This window comes from Streptomyces sp. M41, from assembly GCF_043673425.1.
Lineage (GTDB): Bacteria > Actinomycetota > Actinomycetes > Streptomycetales > Streptomycetaceae > Streptomyces.
In genome coordinates this window covers 131107-149964 of the sequence record NZ_JBIMKE010000003.1, presented here as the reverse complement: position 1 = coordinate 149964, position 18858 = coordinate 131107, and the positions used below count along the sequence as shown (strand labels likewise).

At 68.8% G+C, this 18858-nt stretch carries 15 protein-coding genes; 1 reads left to right on the top strand and 14 read right to left on the bottom strand.

The genetic code is table 11. The annotated features are described in order from the left end of the window. Window positions 1-64: 64 nt before the first annotated feature. Window positions 65-2182, bottom strand: a complete 2118-nt coding sequence (recQ, locus tag ACHBTE_RS05085; protein ID WP_394722163.1) for a DNA helicase RecQ — start codon at window positions 2180-2182, stop codon at window positions 65-67. A 224-nt stretch (window positions 2183-2406) separates the two neighbouring features. Between recQ and ACHBTE_RS05080 the strand changes: the two genes are divergently transcribed. Next, window positions 2407-3009, top strand: coding sequence for a Uma2 family endonuclease (locus tag ACHBTE_RS05080; RefSeq protein WP_394722160.1), 603 nt, complete (start codon window positions 2407-2409; stop codon window positions 3007-3009). A gap of 132 nt (window positions 3010-3141) precedes the next feature. On the opposite strand, the gene nuoN is transcribed toward ACHBTE_RS05080, so the two are convergent. The 13 genes from nuoN to ACHBTE_RS05015 are packed head-to-tail and all read right to left on the bottom strand — an operon-like array spanning window position 3142 to window position 18852. After that, on the bottom strand, window positions 3142-4791 hold the full coding sequence (gene nuoN, locus ACHBTE_RS05075; RefSeq protein WP_394722159.1) for an NADH-quinone oxidoreductase subunit NuoN: 1650 nt from the start codon (window positions 4789-4791) through the stop codon (window positions 3142-3144). After that, complete coding sequence (locus ACHBTE_RS05070; protein WP_394722158.1) at window positions 4788-6359, bottom strand: NADH-quinone oxidoreductase subunit M; 1572 nt, start codon at window positions 6357-6359, stop codon at window positions 4788-4790. The genes nuoN and ACHBTE_RS05070 overlap by 4 nt, the downstream gene beginning before the upstream one ends. 5 nt (window positions 6360-6364) lie before the next feature. Continuing rightward, complete coding sequence (gene nuoL / locus ACHBTE_RS05065) at window positions 6365-8329, bottom strand: NADH-quinone oxidoreductase subunit L (protein WP_394722156.1); 1965 nt, start codon at window positions 8327-8329, stop codon at window positions 6365-6367. A gap of 15 nt (window positions 8330-8344) precedes the next feature. Further along, the gene (gene nuoK, locus ACHBTE_RS05060) at window positions 8345-8644 is read right to left on the bottom strand and encodes an NADH-quinone oxidoreductase subunit NuoK (RefSeq protein WP_003998919.1); all 300 of its coding nucleotides are present in this window, start codon (window positions 8642-8644) and stop codon (window positions 8345-8347) included. After that, window positions 8641-9483 carry an NADH-quinone oxidoreductase subunit J gene (locus ACHBTE_RS05055; RefSeq protein ID WP_394722154.1) on the bottom strand — a complete coding sequence of 281 codons (843 nt, stop codon included), beginning with the start codon at window positions 9481-9483 and terminating at the stop codon, window positions 8641-8643. The genes nuoK and ACHBTE_RS05055 overlap by 4 nt, the downstream gene beginning before the upstream one ends. Further along, window positions 9480-10121, bottom strand: a complete 642-nt coding sequence (gene nuoI / locus ACHBTE_RS05050; protein WP_394722151.1) for an NADH-quinone oxidoreductase subunit NuoI — start codon at window positions 10119-10121, stop codon at window positions 9480-9482. Before nuoI ends, ACHBTE_RS05055 begins: the two co-directional genes overlap by 4 nt. Beyond that, on the bottom strand, window positions 10114-11478 hold the full coding sequence (nuoH, locus tag ACHBTE_RS05045) for an NADH-quinone oxidoreductase subunit NuoH (protein WP_394722150.1): 1365 nt from the start codon (window positions 11476-11478) through the stop codon (window positions 10114-10116). Before nuoH ends, nuoI begins: the two co-directional genes overlap by 8 nt. Beyond that, window positions 11475-13979: an NADH-quinone oxidoreductase subunit G gene (locus tag ACHBTE_RS05040; RefSeq protein WP_394722149.1), complete on the bottom strand. Its 2505-nt coding sequence runs from the start codon at window positions 13977-13979 to the stop codon at window positions 11475-11477. The genes nuoH and ACHBTE_RS05040 overlap by 4 nt, the downstream gene beginning before the upstream one ends. Beyond that, window positions 13976-15325: an NADH-quinone oxidoreductase subunit NuoF gene (gene nuoF / locus ACHBTE_RS05035; RefSeq protein ID WP_394722148.1), complete on the bottom strand. Its 1350-nt coding sequence runs from the start codon at window positions 15323-15325 to the stop codon at window positions 13976-13978. The genes ACHBTE_RS05040 and nuoF overlap by 4 nt, the downstream gene beginning before the upstream one ends. After that, on the bottom strand, window positions 15325-16197 hold the full coding sequence (gene nuoE / locus ACHBTE_RS05030; protein ID WP_394722147.1) for an NADH-quinone oxidoreductase subunit NuoE: 873 nt from the start codon (window positions 16195-16197) through the stop codon (window positions 15325-15327). Before nuoE ends, nuoF begins: the two co-directional genes overlap by 1 nt. Then, window positions 16194-17516, bottom strand: a complete 1323-nt coding sequence (locus tag ACHBTE_RS05025; protein ID WP_394722146.1) for an NADH-quinone oxidoreductase subunit D — start codon at window positions 17514-17516, stop codon at window positions 16194-16196. The genes nuoE and ACHBTE_RS05025 overlap by 4 nt, the downstream gene beginning before the upstream one ends. Continuing rightward, window positions 17513-18301 carry an NADH-quinone oxidoreductase subunit C gene (locus ACHBTE_RS05020; protein WP_394722145.1) on the bottom strand — a complete coding sequence of 263 codons (789 nt, stop codon included), beginning with the start codon at window positions 18299-18301 and terminating at the stop codon, window positions 17513-17515. The genes ACHBTE_RS05025 and ACHBTE_RS05020 overlap by 4 nt, the downstream gene beginning before the upstream one ends. Then, the gene (locus tag ACHBTE_RS05015; protein ID WP_007383964.1) at window positions 18298-18852 is read right to left on the bottom strand and encodes an NADH-quinone oxidoreductase subunit B family protein; all 555 of its coding nucleotides are present in this window, start codon (window positions 18850-18852) and stop codon (window positions 18298-18300) included. The genes ACHBTE_RS05020 and ACHBTE_RS05015 overlap by 4 nt, the downstream gene beginning before the upstream one ends. Window positions 18853-18858: the final 6 nt, after the last annotated feature.

Sequence of the window (18858 nt, the reverse complement as noted above, 5' to 3'; positions counted from 1 at the left end):
CTAGGATCCGGCTACCGGCGCCGCGAGCAGCCACCGGCGCCCGGCAGCTGATCTTCTGATGTTCCTAAGCCCAGTCCTCCGGCTCGGGCTCCGGCTCCATCTCGGGCCAGTCGTCCGAGCCCGGGTCGGGATCATGGGCGAGGGCGGGGGCCGGGTCAGAGTCAAGGTCGCGGCCGGAGTGCGGGCCGGGACCGCGCTCGGATCTCACGCTCCGGACCCCCTCAGCAGCCACGGATTCGCCGGCATCCGCACCGCCCGACTCCCGCTCCCCACGCATCGCGCTCAGGACCTCGAGCACTCCCTCCCCGTACGTCACCAGCTTCTTCTCCCCCACGCCGCTGACTCCGCCGAGCTCTCCCACCGAACGGGGCCACACCGTCACGATCTCCCGCAGCGTCGCGTCGTGGAAGATCACATAGGCCGGAACCCCCTGCTCCCGAGCCTGCTCGGCACGCCAGGCCCGCAATGCCTCGAAGGCCGACACCAGCTCCTGAGGCAGCTCGGCCGCCGCCGTCTTCGCCTTGCGCTCCCCGCGACCGGATCCAGCGGCGCCCGCCCCGGAGGCCGATCGCGCGGTCGCCGGCTTCTTGGGCTCCTTGCGCAGCAGCACCTCCCGCTCCTGCCGCAGCACCGAGCCGCTGTCCTGCGTCAGCACGAGCGTGCCGTACTCGCCCTCGACCGCGAGCAGTCCCTGGGCGAGCAACTGGCGGATGACGCCCCGCCATTCGCCCTCGCTCAGCTCGTCGCCGATGCCGAACACGGACAGCTGGTCGTGATCGAACTGGATCACCTTGCCGGTGCGCCGCCCCAGCAGAATGTCGACGATCTGAAGGGCTCCGAACTTCTGACCCCGCTCCCGCTGCAACCGCACCACCGTGGACAGCACCTTCTGCGCGGCGACGGTGCCGTCCCAGGTCTCCGGCGGAGTCAGGCAGGTGTCGCAGTTGCCGCAGCCGACCGGGTCGGGGTCCTGGCCGAAGTAGGCGAGCAGCTGACCACGCCGGCACTGGGCCGTCTCGCACAGGGCGAGCATCGCGTCCAGGTGAGCGGCGGCGCGGCGGCGGAACGCCTCGTCACCCTCGCCCGACTGGATCAGCTTGCGCTGCTGAATGACGTCGTTGAGCCCGTAGGCCATCCAGGCCGTGGAGGGAAGGCCGTCACGTCCGGCGCGGCCCGTCTCCTGGTAGTAACCCTCGACCGACTTGGGCAGGTCGAGGTGGGCGACGAACCGCACGTCCGGCTTGTCGATGCCCATGCCGAAGGCGATGGTCGCCACCACCACCAGGCCCTCCTCCCGCAGGAACCGGGACTGGTGCGCCGCCCGCGTGCCCGCGTCCAGGCCCGCGTGGTACGGCACCGCCTCGATGCCGTTGCGGGTCAGGAACTCGGCGGTCGCCTCCACGGACTTGCGTGAGAGGCAGTAGACGATGCCGGCGTCGCCCGCGTGCTCGCCTTTCAGAAAGCTCAGCAGCTGCTTCTTCGGGTCCGCCTTCGGCACGATCCGGTACTGGATGTTGGGCCGGTCGAAGCTCGCCACGAAGTGCCGGGCGGTCGGCATGTTCAGGCGCTGGGTGATCTCCTGGTGCGTCGCGCGCGTCGCCGTCGCGGTGAGCGCGATCCGCGGGACGTCGGGCCAGCGCTCGCCGAGCAGGGAGAGGGCCAGATAGTCGGGGCGGAAGTCATGGCCCCACTGCGACACGCAGTGCGCCTCGTCGATGGCGAAGACCGCGATCTTGCCGCGGGACAGCAGATCCAGCGTCGAGTCCAGCCGCAGCCGCTCGGGGGCCAGGTAGAGCAGGTCCAGCTCTCCCGCGAGGAACTCCGCCTCCACCACCCGGCGCTCGTCGAAGTCCTGCGTGGAGTTGACGAACCCGGCGCGCACACCGAGTGCCCGCAGCGCGTCCACCTGGTCCTGCATCAGGGCGATGAGCGGCGAGACGACGATGCCGGTGCCTGGTCTGACCAGGGACGGGATCTGGTAGCACAGCGACTTGCCACCACCGGTCGGCATGAGCACGACGGCGTCACCGCCCGCCACCACATGGTCGATGACGGCCCGCTGCTCACCACGGAAGGCTTCGTATCCGAAGACCCGGTGCAGCGCCGCCAGCGCCTCGCTGTCGGCCGCCCCGGCCGCCTCGGTCACCCTTGGCATCTCGCTGATCCCGCCCGTCCCACCCATCGTCGTGCCCCCGTACGTCGTCCCTCGACCACTGCATCCACGATAGGGGCCGCCACCGACAGCGCCTGAGTTATCCACAGGCCGCCCAGGTCGCTGCGCGCGGGCCGACCAGGACGCGGAGTCCGTCAAGGACACGACACCCGTTCACACGTACGAAGGAGACCTGCCCGTTTGCGCCCGATACTCTGAAGGCACCGGCGAGACTCCGTCCCATGGGAGCACTGATGAGCGTCGCACCTAAGGCGTCCACGCCCGCTTGGCCGACACCGCCGGAAGGCGGCTGGACCGCCGACGACCTGGACCGCCTCCCGAATCTTCCTCCGCACACGGAATTGATCGACGGGAGCCTGGTCTTCGTGAGTCCGCAGACCCTCTTTCACTCACGCGCTGTGAGCTTCTTCGAGTGGCAGCTCCAGTCACTGGCGCCGGAGGACTTCGAGGTCGTTCGCGAGTTCACCATCGACATCGACGAGCAGAACCGGCCCGAGCCGGATGTGATCGTCGTGCGTGAGGACGTGGTGGAGGACCCGGATCAGACCCGGTATCCCGCCGAAGCCGTGCTCCTCGCCATCGAGGTCGCCTCGCCGGAATCCCTGTCCAGGGACCGTGAGACCAAGCCTTTGAAGTACGCCCGGGCCGGGATCCCCCACTACTGGCGGGTCGAGAAGGAGAAGGGCCGCGCGGTCGTACACGTCTTCGAGCTGGAGCCCACCACACGGACCTACGTCGGTGTGGGAATCTTCCGCGAGCGTATGACGGTGCGGGCCCCCTTCCCTGTTGACCTCGACCTCACCGCGATCAAGCCGCGCCGCGAGAAGGGCCAGTAGCCCGCCGCCCGCCACGCCACCGCCCGGGATCCCAGGGCCGGGAACTGCTCCGCCCGGAATCCCAAGACCTGCAACGCCGCCGCCCGGCACCCCAAGACCTGGGATGCCGGGCGGCTGCACGTCCGGATCGGCTCAGCGCACGAACACCCCCGCCTGCCCCGCCAGGTCCAGGAAGTACTGCGGCGCCACACCCAGCATCAGCGTGACCGCCACACCCACCCCGATCGCCGTGATCGTCAGCGGCGACGGGACCGCGACCGTCGGGCCCTCCGGGTTCGGCTCGCTGAAGAACATCAGCACGATGACCCGGATGTAGAAGAACGCAGCGATCGCGGACGAGATCACACCGACCACAACCAGCGCGCCGGCACCGCCCTCCGCCGCCGCCTTGAACACGGCGAACTTCCCGGCGAAGCCGGAGGTCAGCGGAATACCGGCGAAGGCCAGCAGGAACACCGCGAACACGGCCGCGACCAGCGGCGAGCGCCTGCCCAGGCCGGCCCACTTGGACAGGTGGGTCGCCTCGCCGCCGGCGTCGCGCACCAGCGTCACCACCGCGAACGCCCCGATCGTCACGAACGAGTACGCGGCCAGGTAGAAGAGGACCGACGACACCCCGGACGGCGTGGCCGCGATGACACCCGCGAGGATGAAACCGGCGTGCGCGATCGACGAGTACGCCAGCAGCCGCTTGATGTCGGTCTGCGTGATCGCGACGATCGCACCACCCAGCATGGTGATGATCGCGACACCCCACATCACCGGCCGCCAGTCCCAGCGCAGGCCGGGCAGCACCACGTAGAGGATGCGCAGCAGCGCGCCGAACGCGGCCACCTTCGTAGCCGCCGCCATGAAGCCGGTGACCGGTGTAGGCGCACCCTGGTAGACGTCCGGCGTCCACATGTGGAACGGCACCGCGCCCACCTTGAACAGCAGGCCCATGACGATCATCGCGGCGCCGACGAGCAGCAGCGCGTCGTTGCCCATGGTGTCGGCGAGGGCCGGGTTGACGTCCGCGACCGTGCCGTCGACGACCTGGGCGATGACCCCGTACGAAACGGAGCCGGCGTAGCCGTACAGCAGCGCGATGCCGAACAGCGTGAACGCGGAGGCGAAGGCGCCCAGCAGGAAGTACTTGACCGCGGCCTCCTGCGACATGAGCCGCTTGCGGCGGGCCAGGGCGCACATCAGATACAGCGGGAGCGAGAAGACTTCCAGTGCGATGAACAGCGTCAGCAGGTCGTTGGCCGCCGGGAAGACCAGCATGCCGGCGACCGCGAACATCAGCAGCGGGAACACCTCGGTGGTGGTGAACCCGGCCTTCACCGCGGCCTTCTCACTGTCGCTGCCCGGCACGGAGGCGGCCTGCGCGGCGAAGGAGTCGACCCGGTTGCCGTGCGCCGCCGGGTCGAGTCGCCGTTCGGCGAAGGTGAACAGGCCGACCAGCGCCGCCAGCAGGATCGTGCCCTGGAGGAAGAGGGCCGGGCCGTCGACGGCGATGGCACCCATCGCGGCGATACCCGACTTGGTCGTGGCGTACCCGCCCGCCGCCAGCGCCACGACCGCGGCGAAGGACGCGACGAGTGCGACGACGGCCACGAACACCTGCGCGTAGTAACGGGACTTGCGCGGGACGACCGCCTCGATCAGCACCCCGACGACCGCCGCGCCGACGACGATGAGGGTGGGCGAGAGCTGTCCGTACTCGATCTTCGGCGCGCCGATCTTCGGGATCGGGTCGGCCGCGATTGTCCACAGGCTGTGGACGGCTGATGCGCTCACTTGGCCGCCTCCACCTCGGGCTGGGGGTCCTTCTTCTGTACGTCGGACATGGTCTGCTCGACCGCCGGGTTCACGATGTCCGTGACGGGCTTCGGGTAGACGCCCAGGAAGATCAGCAGTACGACCAGCGGCGCGACGACCGCGATCTCGCGCACCCTGAGGTCGGGCATCGCGGAGACCTCCGCCTTCACCGGGCCCGTCATCGTCCGCTGGTAGAGGACGAGGGTGTAGAGCGCGGCGAGCACAATGCCGAAGGTCGCGATGATCCCGATCACCGGATAACGGGTGAACGTGCCGACCAGGACCAGGAATTCACTGACGAAGGGCGCCAGTCCCGGCAGCGACAGGGTCGCGAGGCCGCCGATCAGGAAGGTGCCGGCGAGCACCGGGGCGACCTTCTGCACTCCCCCGTAGTCAGCGATGAGCCGCGAGCCGCGCCGGGAGATCAGGAAGCCGGCCACCAGCATCAGCGCGGCCGTGGAGATGCCGTGGTTCACCATGTACAGCGTCGCACCGGACTGGCCCTGGCTGGTCATCGCGAAGATGCCCATGATGATGAACCCGAAGTGCGAGATCGACGCGTACGCGATCAGACGCTTCATGTCCCGCTGGCCGACGGCGAGCAGCGCCCCGTAGATGATGCTGATCAGGGCGAGGACGAGGATCGCGGGCGTCGCCCACTTGCTGGCCTCCGGGAACAGCTGGAGGCAGAAGCGGAGCATCGCGAAGGTGCCCACCTTGTCGACGACCGCGGTGATGAGGACGGCGACCGGTGCGGTGGCCTCCTGCATCGCGTTGGGCAGCCAGGTGTGCAGCGGCCACAGTGGCGCCTTCACCGCGAAGGCGAAGAAGAAGCCGAGGAACAGCCAGCGTTCGGTGTTCGTCGCCATGTCCAGCGTGCCGTTGGCGCGCGCCTCGGCGATCTCCTGGAGGCTGAAGTTCCCGGCGACCACGTAGAGGCCGATCACCGCGGCCAGCATGACCAGACCGCCGACCAGGTTGTAGAGCAGGAACTTCACGGCCGCGTACGAGCGTTGCGTCGACGCCACCTTCTCGCCGTGCTCGTGGGCACGGTCCCCGAAGCCGCCGATGAGGAAGTACATCGGGATGAGCATGGCTTCGAAGAAGATGTAGAAAAGGAAGACGTCGGTGGCCTCGAAGGAGAGGATCACCATCGCCTCGACGGCCAGGATCAGGGCGAAGAAGCCCTGCGTGGGCCGCCAGCGCGTGCTTCCGGTCTCCAGCGGGTCGGCGTCGTGCCAGCCCGCGAGGATGATGAACGGGATCAGCAGCGCCGTCAGCGCGATCAGCGCCACCGCGATGCCGTCCACGCCGAGTTCGTAACGGACCCCGAAGTCGGCGATCCAGGCGTGGGATTCGGTGAGCTGGTAGCGGTCGCCGTCCGGGTCGAAACGGGCCAGGACGGTGATCGCGAGGGCGAGTGTGGCCAGCGAGACGAGCAGCGCCAGCCACTTGGCGACGGTGCGCTGCGCGGCCGGTACGGCGGCCGTGGCGATCGCCCCGATCGCCGGGAGCACCGCCGTGGCTGTCAGCAGAGGAAAGGACATCGGTATCAGACCGCCCTCATCAGCAGGGTCGCGGCGATGAGGATCGCCGCACCGCCGAACATCGAGACCGCGTACGACCGCGCGAAGCCGTTCTGAAGCCTGCGCATCCGTCCGGACAGGCCGCCCATGGAGGCCGCCGTGCCGTTGACGACGCCGTCGACCAGGGTGTGGTCGACGTACACCAGGGAGCGGGTGAGGTGCTCGCCGCCGCGCACGAGGACGACGTGGTTGAAGTCGTCCTGGAGCAGGTCGCGCCGGGCGGCCCGGGTGAGCAGCGATCCGCGCGGGGCGACGACCGGGACGGGGCGGCGGCCGTACTGCGCGTAGGCGACCGCGACGCCGATGACCATGCACGCGACGGTGGCGCCGGTGACCGTGGCCGCACTGATCGGCGGGTGGCCGTGGGCGTACCCGGTGATGGGCTCCAGCCAGTGCACGAAGCGGTCGCCGATGCTGAAGAACGCACCGCCTGCCACGGATCCGACCGCCAGCAGGATCATGGGGATCGTCATGATCTTGGGCGACTCGTGCGGGTGCAGCTCGTCGTGCGCGCCGTGCGTCTCGGCGGCGGGCTCCGCGCTGGGCTCGGCCGGGGACGCGGTCTTCGTGTGACGCCAGCGCTCCTCGCCGAAGAACGTCATCAGCATCACGCGCGTCATGTAGTACGCCGTGATGGCCGCGCCCAGCAGCGCGCAGCCGCCGAGGATCCAGCCCTCGGTGCCGCCCTTGGCGAACGCCGCCTCGATGATCTTGTCCTTGGAGAAGAAGCCTGACAGGCCCGGGAAACCGATGATCGCGAGGTAGCCCAGTCCGAAGGTGACGAAGGTGACCGGCATGTACTTGCGCAGACCGCCGTACTTGCGCATGTCGACCTCGTCGTTCATGCCGTGCATGACCGAACCGGCGCCGAGGAACAGCCCGGCCTTGAAGAAGCCGTGCGTCACCAGGTGCATGATCGCGAAGACGTAGCCGATGGGGCCGAGGCCCGCGGCGAGGATCATGTAGCCGATCTGCGACATGGTCGAGCCGGCCAGCGCCTTCTTGATGTCGTCCTTCGCGCAACCGACGATCGCACCGAAGAGGAGCGTGACCGCACCGACGATGGTGACGACCAGCTGCGCGTCCGGCGCGGCGTTGAAGATGTCGGCGGAGCGGACGATCAGGTAGACGCCCGCGGTCACCATCGTCGCGGCGTGGATGAGGGCCGAGACCGGGGTCGGGCCCTCCATCGCGTCCCCGAGCCAGGACTGCAGCGGTACCTGGGCCGACTTGCCGCATGCGGCGAGCAGCAGCATCAGGCCGAGCGCGGTCAGCTTGCCCTCGTTCGCGTCACCGACCAGGCCGGCCTCTCCGGGGCTGCCGAGCACCGGCTCGAAGGCGAAGGTGCCGAACCACAGGAACATCAGCATGATCGCGATCGACAGACCCATGTCGCCGACGCGGTTGACCAGGAAGGCCTTCTTCGCGGCGGTGGCGGCGCTGGGCTTGTGCTGCCAGAAGCCGATCAGCAGGTAGGAGGCGAGACCGACGCCTTCCCAGCCGACGTACAGCAGCAGGTAGTTGTCGGCGAGGACGAGCAGCAGCATCGCTGCGAGGAACAGGTTCAGATAGCCGAAGAAGCGGCGGCGCCGCTCGTCGTGCTCCATGTACCCGACGGAGTACAGGTGGATCAGCGAGCCGACGCCCGTGATCAGCAGCACAAACGTCATCGACAGCTGGTCCAGGCGGAAGGCGATGTCCGCCTGGAAGCCCTCGACCGGGATCCAGCTGAACAGGTGGCTAGTCAGGGTCCGGTCCTCGGCTGTCTTGCCGAGCAGGTCGGCGAAGAGGACCACACCGAAGGCGAAGGAGACGAACGACAGGAGCGTGCCGATCCAGTGGCCGACGGCATCGAGCCGCCGCCCACCACACAGCAGTACGGCCGCTCCGAGCAATGGCGCCGCGATCAGCAGCGCGATCAGGTTCTCCACGATTCTTCCGACCCCTCAGAGCTTCATCAGGCTGGCGTCGTCGACCGAGGCCGAGTGGCGGGAACGGAACAGCGACACGATGATCGCGAGCCCGACGACGACCTCCGCGGCGGCGACGACCATCGTGAAGAACGCGATGATCTGGCCGTCGAGATTGCCGTGCATCCGCGAGAAGGCGACGAGCGTGAGGTTGCAGGCGTTGAGCATCAGCTCGATGCACATGAAGACGACGATCGCGTTGCGCCTGATCAGCACGCCGGTGGCGCCGATCGTGAACAACAGGGCTGCGAGATAGAGGTAGTTGACCGGGTTCACTTGGACGCCTCCTCCGGCCGCTTGAAGGCCGACGGCTCGATCGCGGTCCGCTCCAGGCGGTCCTCCGCGCGCTGTTCGAGCGCCCGCAGGTCGTTGAGCGCCTCGGTGGACACGTCCCGGATCTGTCCGCGCTCACGCAGCGTCTTGCTGACCGTGAGGTCGGACGGGGTGCCGTCGGGCAGCAGCCCCGCGATGTCCACGGCGTTGTGCCGGGCATAGACGCCGGGCGCCGGCAGCGGCGGGACGTGCTTGCCCTCGCGCACGCGTTCCTCGGACAGCTCGCGCTGGGTCTTGGCGCGCTCGATGCGCTCGCGGTGCGTGAGCACCATGGCGCCGACGGCGGCCGTGATCAGCAGGGCTCCGGTGATCTCGAACGCGAAGACGTACTTGGTGAAGATGAGGGCGGCGAGACCCTCCACGTTGCCGTTCGCGTTCGCCTGGGCGAGGCCGTTGAACTCCGCCAGAGAGGCGTTGCCGATGCCCGCGATCAGCAGGATGCCGAAGCCGAGGCCACTGAGAAGGGCCAGCCAGCGCTGGCCCTTGATGGTCTCCTTCAAGGAGTCGGCGGCCGTGACGCCGACGAGCATCACCACGAACAGGAACAGCATCATGATCGCGCCGGTGTAGACGACGATCTGCACGACGCCCAGGAAGTAGGCGCCGTTGGCGAGGTAGAAGACCGCCAGGACGATCATGGTCCCGGCGAGGCAGAGCGCGCTGTGCACGGCCTTCTTCATGAAGACGGTGCACAGGGCGCCAATGACGGCGACGGTGCCGAGGATCCAGAACTGGACGGCCTCGCCGGTCGAGGTGGAGTAGGCGGCGAGCTGCTGGGTCATCGGCCGATCACCTTCCCAGACGCCGGTTCGTCCTCACCGAAGGTCGTGGCGGCCTCCGGCGGGACCTCGCCCTTGGAGAGGGCCACCTGGCGCTCGGTACCCGGGGCGGCCTCCGTCACCAGACCCCGGTAGTAGTCCTGTTCGTCCGTCCCCGGGTAGATGGCGTGGGGGGTGTCGACCATGCCGTCCTCGAGGCCGGCGAGCAGCTGCTCCTTGGTGTAGATGAGGTTGGCGCGGCTGGAGTCCGCGAGCTCGAAATCGTTGGTCATCGTCAGCGCGCGCGTGGGGCACGCCTCGATGCACAGGCCGCACAGGATGCAGCGGGCGTAGTTGATCTGGTAGACGCGGCCGTAGCGCTCGCCCGGCGAGTAGCGCTCCTCGTCGGTGTTGTCGGCGCCTTCCACATAGATGGCGTCGGCGGGGCAGGCCCAGGCGCACAGCTCGCAGCCGACGCACTTCTCCAGGCCGTCCGGATGGCGGTTGAGCTGGTGCCGTCCGTGGAAGCGCGGAGCGGTGGTCTTCTGCTGCTCCGGGTACTGCTCGGTCAGCCGCTTCTTGAACATGGCCTTGAAGGTCACGCCGAAGCCGGCCACGGGGTTCTGGAAACCGGGCTTGGTCTCCTTGGGCTCCTCAGCCATCGGACGCCTCCTTTCCATCCAGAGATCCGTCACTTGGAGTATCGGACCCACCACTGACAATCAGCTCCCGCTCACGGCGCGGGCGGCGCCGCGGCACCGGCGGAAGCTCCTGTCCGGGCAGGGGCGGTACGGGGAATCCACCGGCCATCGCGTCGAACCCGGCGGGTTCCTCGGCAGGCTGCGCTGCCGCCTTCGTCCGCTCGCGGAACATGTCCGCGATGAAGGAGAGGATGAGCAGCGCGAGGACGCCGCCGCCGACGTAGAGGGCGATGTCGGCGAAGTCGTAGTTCTCGTTGCGCAGCGTCCGCACGGTCGCGACGAGCATCAGCCAGACGACGGAGACCGGGATGAGGACCTTCCAGCCGAGCTTCATCAGCTGGTCGTAGCGGACGCGGGGCAGCGTGCCGCGCAGCCAGATGAAGAAGAACAGCAGCAGCTGCACCTTGACCACGAACCAGAGCAGCGGCCACCACCCGTGGTTCGCGCCCTCCCAGAAGGCGCTGACCGGATACGGGGCCCGCCAGCCGCCCAGGAAGAGCGTCACGGACACGGCCGAGACCGTCACCATGTTCACGTACTCGGCGAGCATGAACATCGCGAACTTGATGGACGAGTACTCGGTGTTGAAGCCGCCGACCAGGTCGCCCTCGGACTCCGGCATGTCGAACGGGGCGCGGTTGGTCTCCCCGACCATCGTCACGATGTAGATCAGGAAGGACACCGGCAGCAGCACGATGTACCAGCGGTCCTGCTGCGCCTCGACGATCGCCGAGGTCGACATCGACCCGGAGTAGAGGAACACCGAGGCGAAGGCGGCACCCATCGCGATCTCGTACGAGATCATCTGCGCACAGGAGCGCAGGCCACCGAGCAGCGGATAGGTGGAGCCGGAACTCCAGCCCGCGAGCACGATGCCGTAGATGCCGACGGAGGCGACCGCGAGGATGTAGAGCATCGCGATCGGCAGGTCGGTCAGCTGCATCGTGGTGCGCTGGCCGAAGATCGAGATCTCGTTGCCGGCCGGGCCGAAGGGGATCACCGCGATCGCCATGAAGGCCGGGATGGCCGCGACGATCGGCGCGAGGATGTAGACCACCTTGTCCGCGCGCTTGACGATGACGTCTTCCTTCAGCATCAGCTTGATGCCGTCGGCGAGCGACTGGAGCATGCCCCAGGGGCCGTGCCGGTTGGGACCGATGCGCAGCTGCATCCAGGCGACGACCTTGCGCTCCCACACGATGGAGAACAGCACGGTCACCATCAGGAAGGCGAAGCAGAACACCGCCTTGATGACGACCAGCCACCAGGGGTCGCGGCCGAACATCGAGAGGTCTTCAGCGGCGAGGAAAGGGCTCATGCCTCCACCTCCTCGGGGGCCTCGGACGCGAGGGTCGCCGGGCCGATGCGGACGAGTGCTCCGGGCAGCGCCCCGGTGTCGGAGGCGACGCCGTGGCCCACGGAGTTCAGCGGGAGCCAGACCACCCGGTCGGGCATCTCGGTGATCTTCAGCGGGAGTTCGACGGCACCGACGGGGCCGGCCACCGCGAGGACGTCGCCGTCCTTCACACCGGCCTCGGCAGCCGTGGCGGCCGACACGCGCGCGTGGGCTGCGTGCCGGGTACCGGCGAGCGCCTCGTCGCCCTCCTGGAGCAGACCGTGGTCGAGCAGCAGCCGGTGCCCGGCCAGGACGGCCTCACCGGCAGCCGGCCGCGGCAACTCGGCGGCGGTTTCCAGGGGGTCGGTCGCCCGCGGTCCGTCCCAGGACCCGAGCCGGTCGATCTCCGCGCGCGTGGTGCGCAGATCCGGCAGACCCAGGTGTACGTCCATGGCGTCGGCCAGCATCTGCAGCACGCGCGCGTCGGTCGGGGCCATGCGGCGCGTCATCTGGTCGGGCTTGAGCGCGGCCTCGAAGAAGCGGACCCTGCCCTCCCAGTTGAGGAAGGTGCCGGCCTTCTCGGCGACTGCGGCGACGGGCAGGACGACATCGGCGAGCTCGGTCACCTCGCCGGGCCGCAGCTCCAGCGACACCACGAAACCGACCTCGGCGAGCGCCGCACGCGTGCGTGCCGGGTCGGGCAGGTCGGCGACCTCGACGCCGGCGACCAGCAGCGCCTGTAGTTCACCGGAGGCGGCGGCCTCGACGATCTGGCCGGTGTCACGGCCGTAGCGGTGGGGCAGTTCGGCCACGCCCCAGACGGCGGCGACCTCCTCACGCGCGCGCGGGTCGGTCGCGGGACGTCCGCCGGGCAGCAGCGACGGCAGCGCGCCCACCTCGACGGCGGCCCGCTCACCCGCCCGGCGCGGGATCCAGACCAGTTCGGCGCCGGTCGCGGACGTGGCCCGTACGGCGGCGGTGAGTCCGCCCGCGACGGTGGCCAGCCGCTCGCCGACGACGATCACCGCGCCCTCGGCGCGCAGCGCCTCGGCCGCCTTCGATCCGGCCTCGTCCAGGCCGACTCCGCTCGCGAGCGCGTCCAGCCACTCCGTCTCGGTGCCGGGGGCGGCCGGCAGCAGGGTGCCGCCGGCCTTCTCCAGGCCGCGTGTGGCGTGCGTGGCGAGTGAGAAGACCTTCTGGCCGTGCTTGCGCCACGCCTTGCGCAGCCGCAGGAAGACTCCGGGCGCCTCCTCCTCGGCCTCGAACCCGACCAGCAGGACGGCCGGGGCCTTCTCCAGGGCGGTGTACGTGACGCCCGTACCGTCGAGGTTGCGGCCGTGACCGGCGACCCGGGAGGCGAGGAAGTCGGCTTCCTCACCGCTGTGCGCCCGCGCGCGGAAGTCGATGTCGTTCGTGTCGAGCGCCACGCGCGCGAACTTGCTGTACGCGTAGGCGTCCTCGACGGTGAGCCGGCCGCCGGTCAGGACACCGGTCCGGCCGCGCGAGGCGAGCAGCCCCTGCGCCGCGATCTGGAGCGCCTCCGGCCAGGAGGCCGGTTCGAGATCGCCCTCCGCGTTGCGCACCAGCGGCGTCTGAAGGCGGTCGCGCTGCTGGGCGTACCGGAACGCGAACCGCCCCTTGTCGCAGATCCACTCCTCGTTGACCTCGGGGTCGTCGGCCGCGAGCCTTCGCATGACCTTGCCGCGCCGGTGGTCGGTACGCGTCGCGCAGCCGCCGGAGCAGTGCTCGCACACCGACGGCGAGGAGACGAGGTCGAAGGGCCGGGAGCGGAACCGGTACGCCGCCGAGGTGAGCGCGCCGACCGGGCAGATCTGGATGGTGTTGCCGGAGAAGTAGGACTCGAACGGGTCGCCCTCGCCGGTACCGACCTGCTGGAGCGCGCCCCGCTCGAGCAGTTCGATCATCGGGTCGCCCGCGACCTGGTTGGAGAACCGGGTGCAGCGGGCGCACAGCACGCACCGCTCACGGTCGAGCAGCACCTGCGTGGAGATCGGTACGGGCTTCTCGTACGTCCGCTTCTTGCCCTCGAAGCGGGACTCGGCGTCGCCGTGCGACATGGCCTGGTTCTGCAGCGGGCACTCGCCGCCCTTGTCGCAGACCGGGCAGTCCAGCGGGTGGTTGATGAGCAGGAGCTCCATCACACCCTTCTGCGCCTTTTCCGCGACCGGCGAGGTGAGATGCGTCTTCACGACCATGCCGTCGGTGCAGGTGATGGTGCAGGACGCCATCGGCTTGCGCTGGCCCTCGACCTCGACGATGCACTGCCGGCAGGCGCCGGCCGGGTCGAGGAGCGGGTGATCGCAGAAGCGGGGGATCTCGATGCCGAGTTGCTCGGCGGCCCGGATGACCAGGGTGCCCTTCGGCACGCTGATCTCGACGCCGTCGATGGTCAGCGACACGAGATCCTCCGGCGGAACGGCCGCCTCTCCCCCGCCGGAGGGAGCGCTCGTGGTCACGGTCATGCGTTCACCTCCGTGCGGTGGTCGGCCCAGGCCGTCGACTTGGCCGGGTCGAAGGGGCAGCCGCGGCCCGTGATGTGCTGCTCGTACTCCTCGCGGAAGTACTTCAGCGAGGAGAAGATCGGCGAGGCGGCACCGTCGCCGAGGGCGCAGAAGGACTTGCCGTTGATGTTGTCGGCGATGTCGTTCAGCTTGTCGAGGTCGGACATGACGCCCTTGCCGGCCTCGATGTCGCGCAGCAACTGCACGAGCCAGTACGTGCCTTCGCGGCAGGGTGTGCACTTGCCGCAGGACTCGTGGGCGTAGAACTCGGTCCAGCGGGTGACGGCGCGCACCACGCAGGTCGTCTCGTCGAAGCACTGGAGCGCCTTGGTGCCGAGCATGGAACCGGCGGCGCCCACTCCTTCGTAGTCGAGGGGGACGTCGAGGTGCTCGTCGGTGAACATCGGCGTGGACGAGCCGCCCGGCGTCCAGAACTTCAGCCGGTGACCGGGGCGCATGCCACCGCTCATGTCCAGCAGCTGGCGCAGGGTGATCCCGAGCGGGGCCTCGTACTGGCCGGGGCTCGCGACATGGCCGCTGAGCGAGTAGAGCGTGAAGCCCGGGGACTTCTCGCTGCCCATCGACCTGAACCAGTCCTTGCCCCGATGCAGGATCGCGGGAACCGACGCGATCGACTCGACGTTGTTCACAACAGTCGGGCAGGCGTAGAGACCTGCCACCGCAGGAAAGGGGGGACGCAGCCGCGGTTGACCGCGGCGGCCTTCGAGCGAGTCGAGCAGTGCGGTCTCCTCACCGCAGATGTACGCGCCGGCGCCGGCGTGCACGGTGAGGTCGAGGTCGAGGCCACTGCCGAGGATGTTCTCGCCGAGGAAGCCGGCCGCATAGGCCTCGCGCACGGCCTCGTGCAACCGCCGCAGAACAGGGACGACTTCACCACGCAGATAAATGAAGGCATGCGAAGACCTGATGGCATGACACGCGATGACAATGCCCTCGATGAGGCTATGCGGGTTCGCGAAGAGGAGCGGAATGTCCTTGCACGTTCCGGGCTCCGATTCGTCGGCGTTGACAACTAGATAGTGCGGTTTTCCATCACCCTGGGGAATGAACTGCCACTTCATTCCCGTCGGGAATCCCGCGCCACCACGCCCGCGCAGGCCGGAGTCCTTGACGTACGCGATCAGGTCGTCCGGCGACATGGCGAGCGCCTTACGAAGTCCCTCGTACCCTTCGTGCCTTCGGTAGACGTCCAGCGTCCAGGACCTGTCCTCGTCCCAGAAGGCCGACAGCACGGGTGCGAGCAGCTTCTCGGGGCTGTTTTCCTTCAGCTCTGGTGCCAACGTCATCACTCCCCCTCCTCGGCGACAGGCCCTGCCGGGTGGGCTGGGTCGGACGCGGACGATTCCTGCGGCGCGTCGTGCGAACTGAGGTGTTCAGTCGGCGACGGTTGGTGCACTGTCCTGTCCTGCGGCTCGTCGTGCGGGCCGCCGTCCCGCGGATGGACCACGCGCGGGGGTGCGGCCTCTCCCCTGGCCAGGCGGAGGCCCACCAGCGACGCGGGTCCCGCACTGCCGCTCTCCTCGACGGCCCCGGGCCGCTCGTCGGGGAATCCGGCCAGGATCCGCGCGGTCTCCTTGAAGGTGCACAAGCGGGCCCCGCGCGTGGGCTCGACGTCCCGGCCGGCGCGCAGGTCGTCGACGAGGCGCTTGGCGCTCGCCGGGGTCTGGTTGTCGAAGAACTCCCAGTTGACCATCACGACCGGCGCGAAGTCGCAGGCCGCGTTGCACTCGATGTGCTCCAGGGTGACCTTGCCGTCGTCGGTGGTCTCGCCGTTGCCGACGCCGAGGTGCTCCTGGAGCTCCTCGAAGATCGCGTCACCGCCCATCACCGCACACAGGGTGTTGGTGCAGACGCCCACCTGGTAGTCACCGCTCGGCCTGCGCCGGTACATGGTGTAGAAGGTCGCGACCGCGGTGACCTCGGCCGTGGTCAGGCCGAGTACGTCCGCGCAGAACTGCATGCCCGTGCGCGTGACGTGCCCCTCCTCCGACTGCACGAGGTGCAGCAGCGGCAGCAGTGCGGACCGGGAGTCCGGGTAGCGGGCGACGATCTCGCGCGCGTCCCGCTCGAGCCGTTCCCGAACGTCGTCCGGGTACGCGGGCGCGGGCAGTTCGGGCATGCCCAGGCTGACGCCCCGCTCCGAAGAACTGGTGGTCACCGGTCGACGCCTCCCATCACGGGGTCGATGGACGCCACGGCGACGATGACGTCGGCGACCTGGCCGCCCTCGCACATCGCCGCCATGGCCTGAAGGTTGGTGAAGGACGGGTCGCGGAAGTGGACCCGGAAGGGGCGGGTGCCGCCGTCGGACACGGCATGCACCCCGAGCTCGCCCTTGGGCGACTCGACCGCCGCGTACGCCTGTCCCGGCGGGACGCGGAAGCCCTCGGTGACCAGCTTGAAGTGGTGGATCAGGGCCTCCATGGAGGTGCCCATGATCTTCTTGATGTGGTCGAGGGAGTTGCCGAGCCCGTCGGGGCCCAGGGCGAGCTGGGCGGGCCAGGCGATCTTCTTGTCGGCGACCATGACCGGGCCGGGCTGGAGCCGGTCCAGGCACTGCTCGACGATCCCGAGCGACTGGCGCATCTCCTCCAGGCGGATCAGGAAGCGCCCGTAGGAGTCGCAGGTGTCGGCGGTCGGGATCTCGAAGTCGTAGGTCTCGTAGTCGCAGTACGGCTGCGCCTTGCGCAGGTCGTGCGGCAGGCCGGTGGAGCGCAGGATCGGGCCGGTGGCACCGAGGGCCATGCAGCCGGCCAGGTCGAGATAGCCGATGTCCTGCATGCGGGCCTTGAAGATGGGGTTCCCGGTGGCGAGCTTGTCGTACTCCGGGAGGTTCTTCTTCATCTTCTTCACGAACTCGCGGATCTGGTCCACCGCGCCGGGCGGCAGGTCCTGGGCGAGTCCGCCGGGGCGGATGTACGCGTGGTTCATCCGCAGGCCCGTGATGAGCTCGTAGATGTCGAGAATCATTTCACGATCACGGAATCCGTAGATCATGATCGTGGTGGCGCCGAGTTCCATTCCGCCGGTGGCGATGCACACCAGGTGGGAGGAGAGCCGGTTCAGCTCCATCAGGAGCACCCGGATGATCTTGGCACGCTCGGTGATCTGGTCCTCGAGGCCGAGGAGCTTCTCGACGGCGAGACAGTAGGCGGTCTCGTTGAAGAAGGACGTCAGGTAGTCCATGCGCGTAACGAACGTGGTGCCCTGCGTCCAGGTCCGGTACTCGAGGTTCTTCTCGATGCCGGTGTGGAGGTAGCCGATGCCGCAGCGTGCCTCGGTGACGGTCTCGCCGTCGATCTCCAGGATCAGGCGGAGCACTCCGTGCGTGGAGGGGTGCTGGGGGCCCATGTTGAGGACGATGCGCTCGTCGTCGGCACGGGCCGCGGCCTGGACGACCTCGTCCCAGTCGCCACCGGTGACCGTGTATACGGTGCCTTCCGTGGTCTCACGGGCGGATGCTGACTGCGTGCTCACGAGTACGACCTCCGCTGGTCCGGAGCCGGGATCTGGGCGCCCTTGTACTCGACGGGGATGCCGCCGAGGGGGTAGTCCTTGCGCTGCGGGTGGCCCTGCCAGTCGTCCGGCATCATGATCCGCGTCAGGGCGGGGTGACCGTCGAAGACGATGCCGAAGAAGTCGTACGTCTCGCGCTCGTGCCAGTCGTTCGTCGGGTACACGGAGACGAGCGACGGGATGTGCGGGTCGCTGTCGGGGGCGCTGACTTCGAGGCGGATCAGCCGGTTGTGGGTGATCGAGCGCAGGTGGTAGACGGCGTGCAGCTCGCGGCCCTTGTCGCTCGGGTAGTGGACGCCGCTGACGCCGGTGCACAGTTCGAAGCGCAGGGCCGGGTCGTCGCGCAGGGTGCGGGCGACTCGGACCAGGTGCTCGCGTTCGATGTGGAAGGTGAGTTCGTCGCGGTCGACGACCGTGTTCTCGATGGCGTTGTCGGGCAGGAGGCCCTGTTCCTCCAGCGCGCCTTCGAGTTCGTCGGCGACCTCGTCGAACCAGCCTCCGTAGGGGCGGCTCGCCGGTCCAGGGAGCCGGACCGAGCGGACCAGACCGCCGTATCCGGAGGTGTCGCCGCCGTTGTTGGCGCCGAACATGCCGCGCTGAACGCGGATCTCCTCACCGCCCTGACCGCGCTGGCCGGGGAGGTTGGAGGCGGAGAGGTCCTTCTCGGGGTTGACCTCGCTGGAGCCGTTCGCCCCGTTGGAGCCGTTCGCCCCGTTCGCTCCGTTGGTGCCGTTCGCGTCGCTCACCGCAGCAGCCCCTTCATCTCGATCGTGGGCAGGGCCTTGAGCGCCGCTTCCTCCGCCTCACGGGCCGCCTCCTCGGCGTTCACACCGAGCTTGGAGGACTGGATCTTCTGGTGGAGCTTGAGAATGGCGTCCATCAGCATCTCGGGCCGTGGCGGGCAGCCGGGCAGATAGATGTCGACCGGGACGATGTGGTCGACGCCCTGCACGATCGCGTAGTTGTTGAACATGCCGCCCGAGGAGGCGCAGACCCCCATGGAGATCACCCACTTGGGGTTCGGCATCTGGTCGTAGACCTGCCTGAGCACCGGCGCCATCTTCTGGCTGACCCGGCCGGCGACGATCATCAGGTCGGCCTGGCGCGGCGAGCCGCGGAAGACCTCCATGCCGAAGCGCGCCAGGTCGTAGCGGCCGGCACCGGTGGTCATCATCTCGATGGCGCAGCAGGCGAGGCCGAAAGTGGCCGGGAAGACGGACGCCTTGCGCACCCAGCCCGCGGCCTGCTCGACGGTGGTCAGCAGGAATCCGCTCGGCAGCTTTTCTTCGAGTCCCATGTCGTT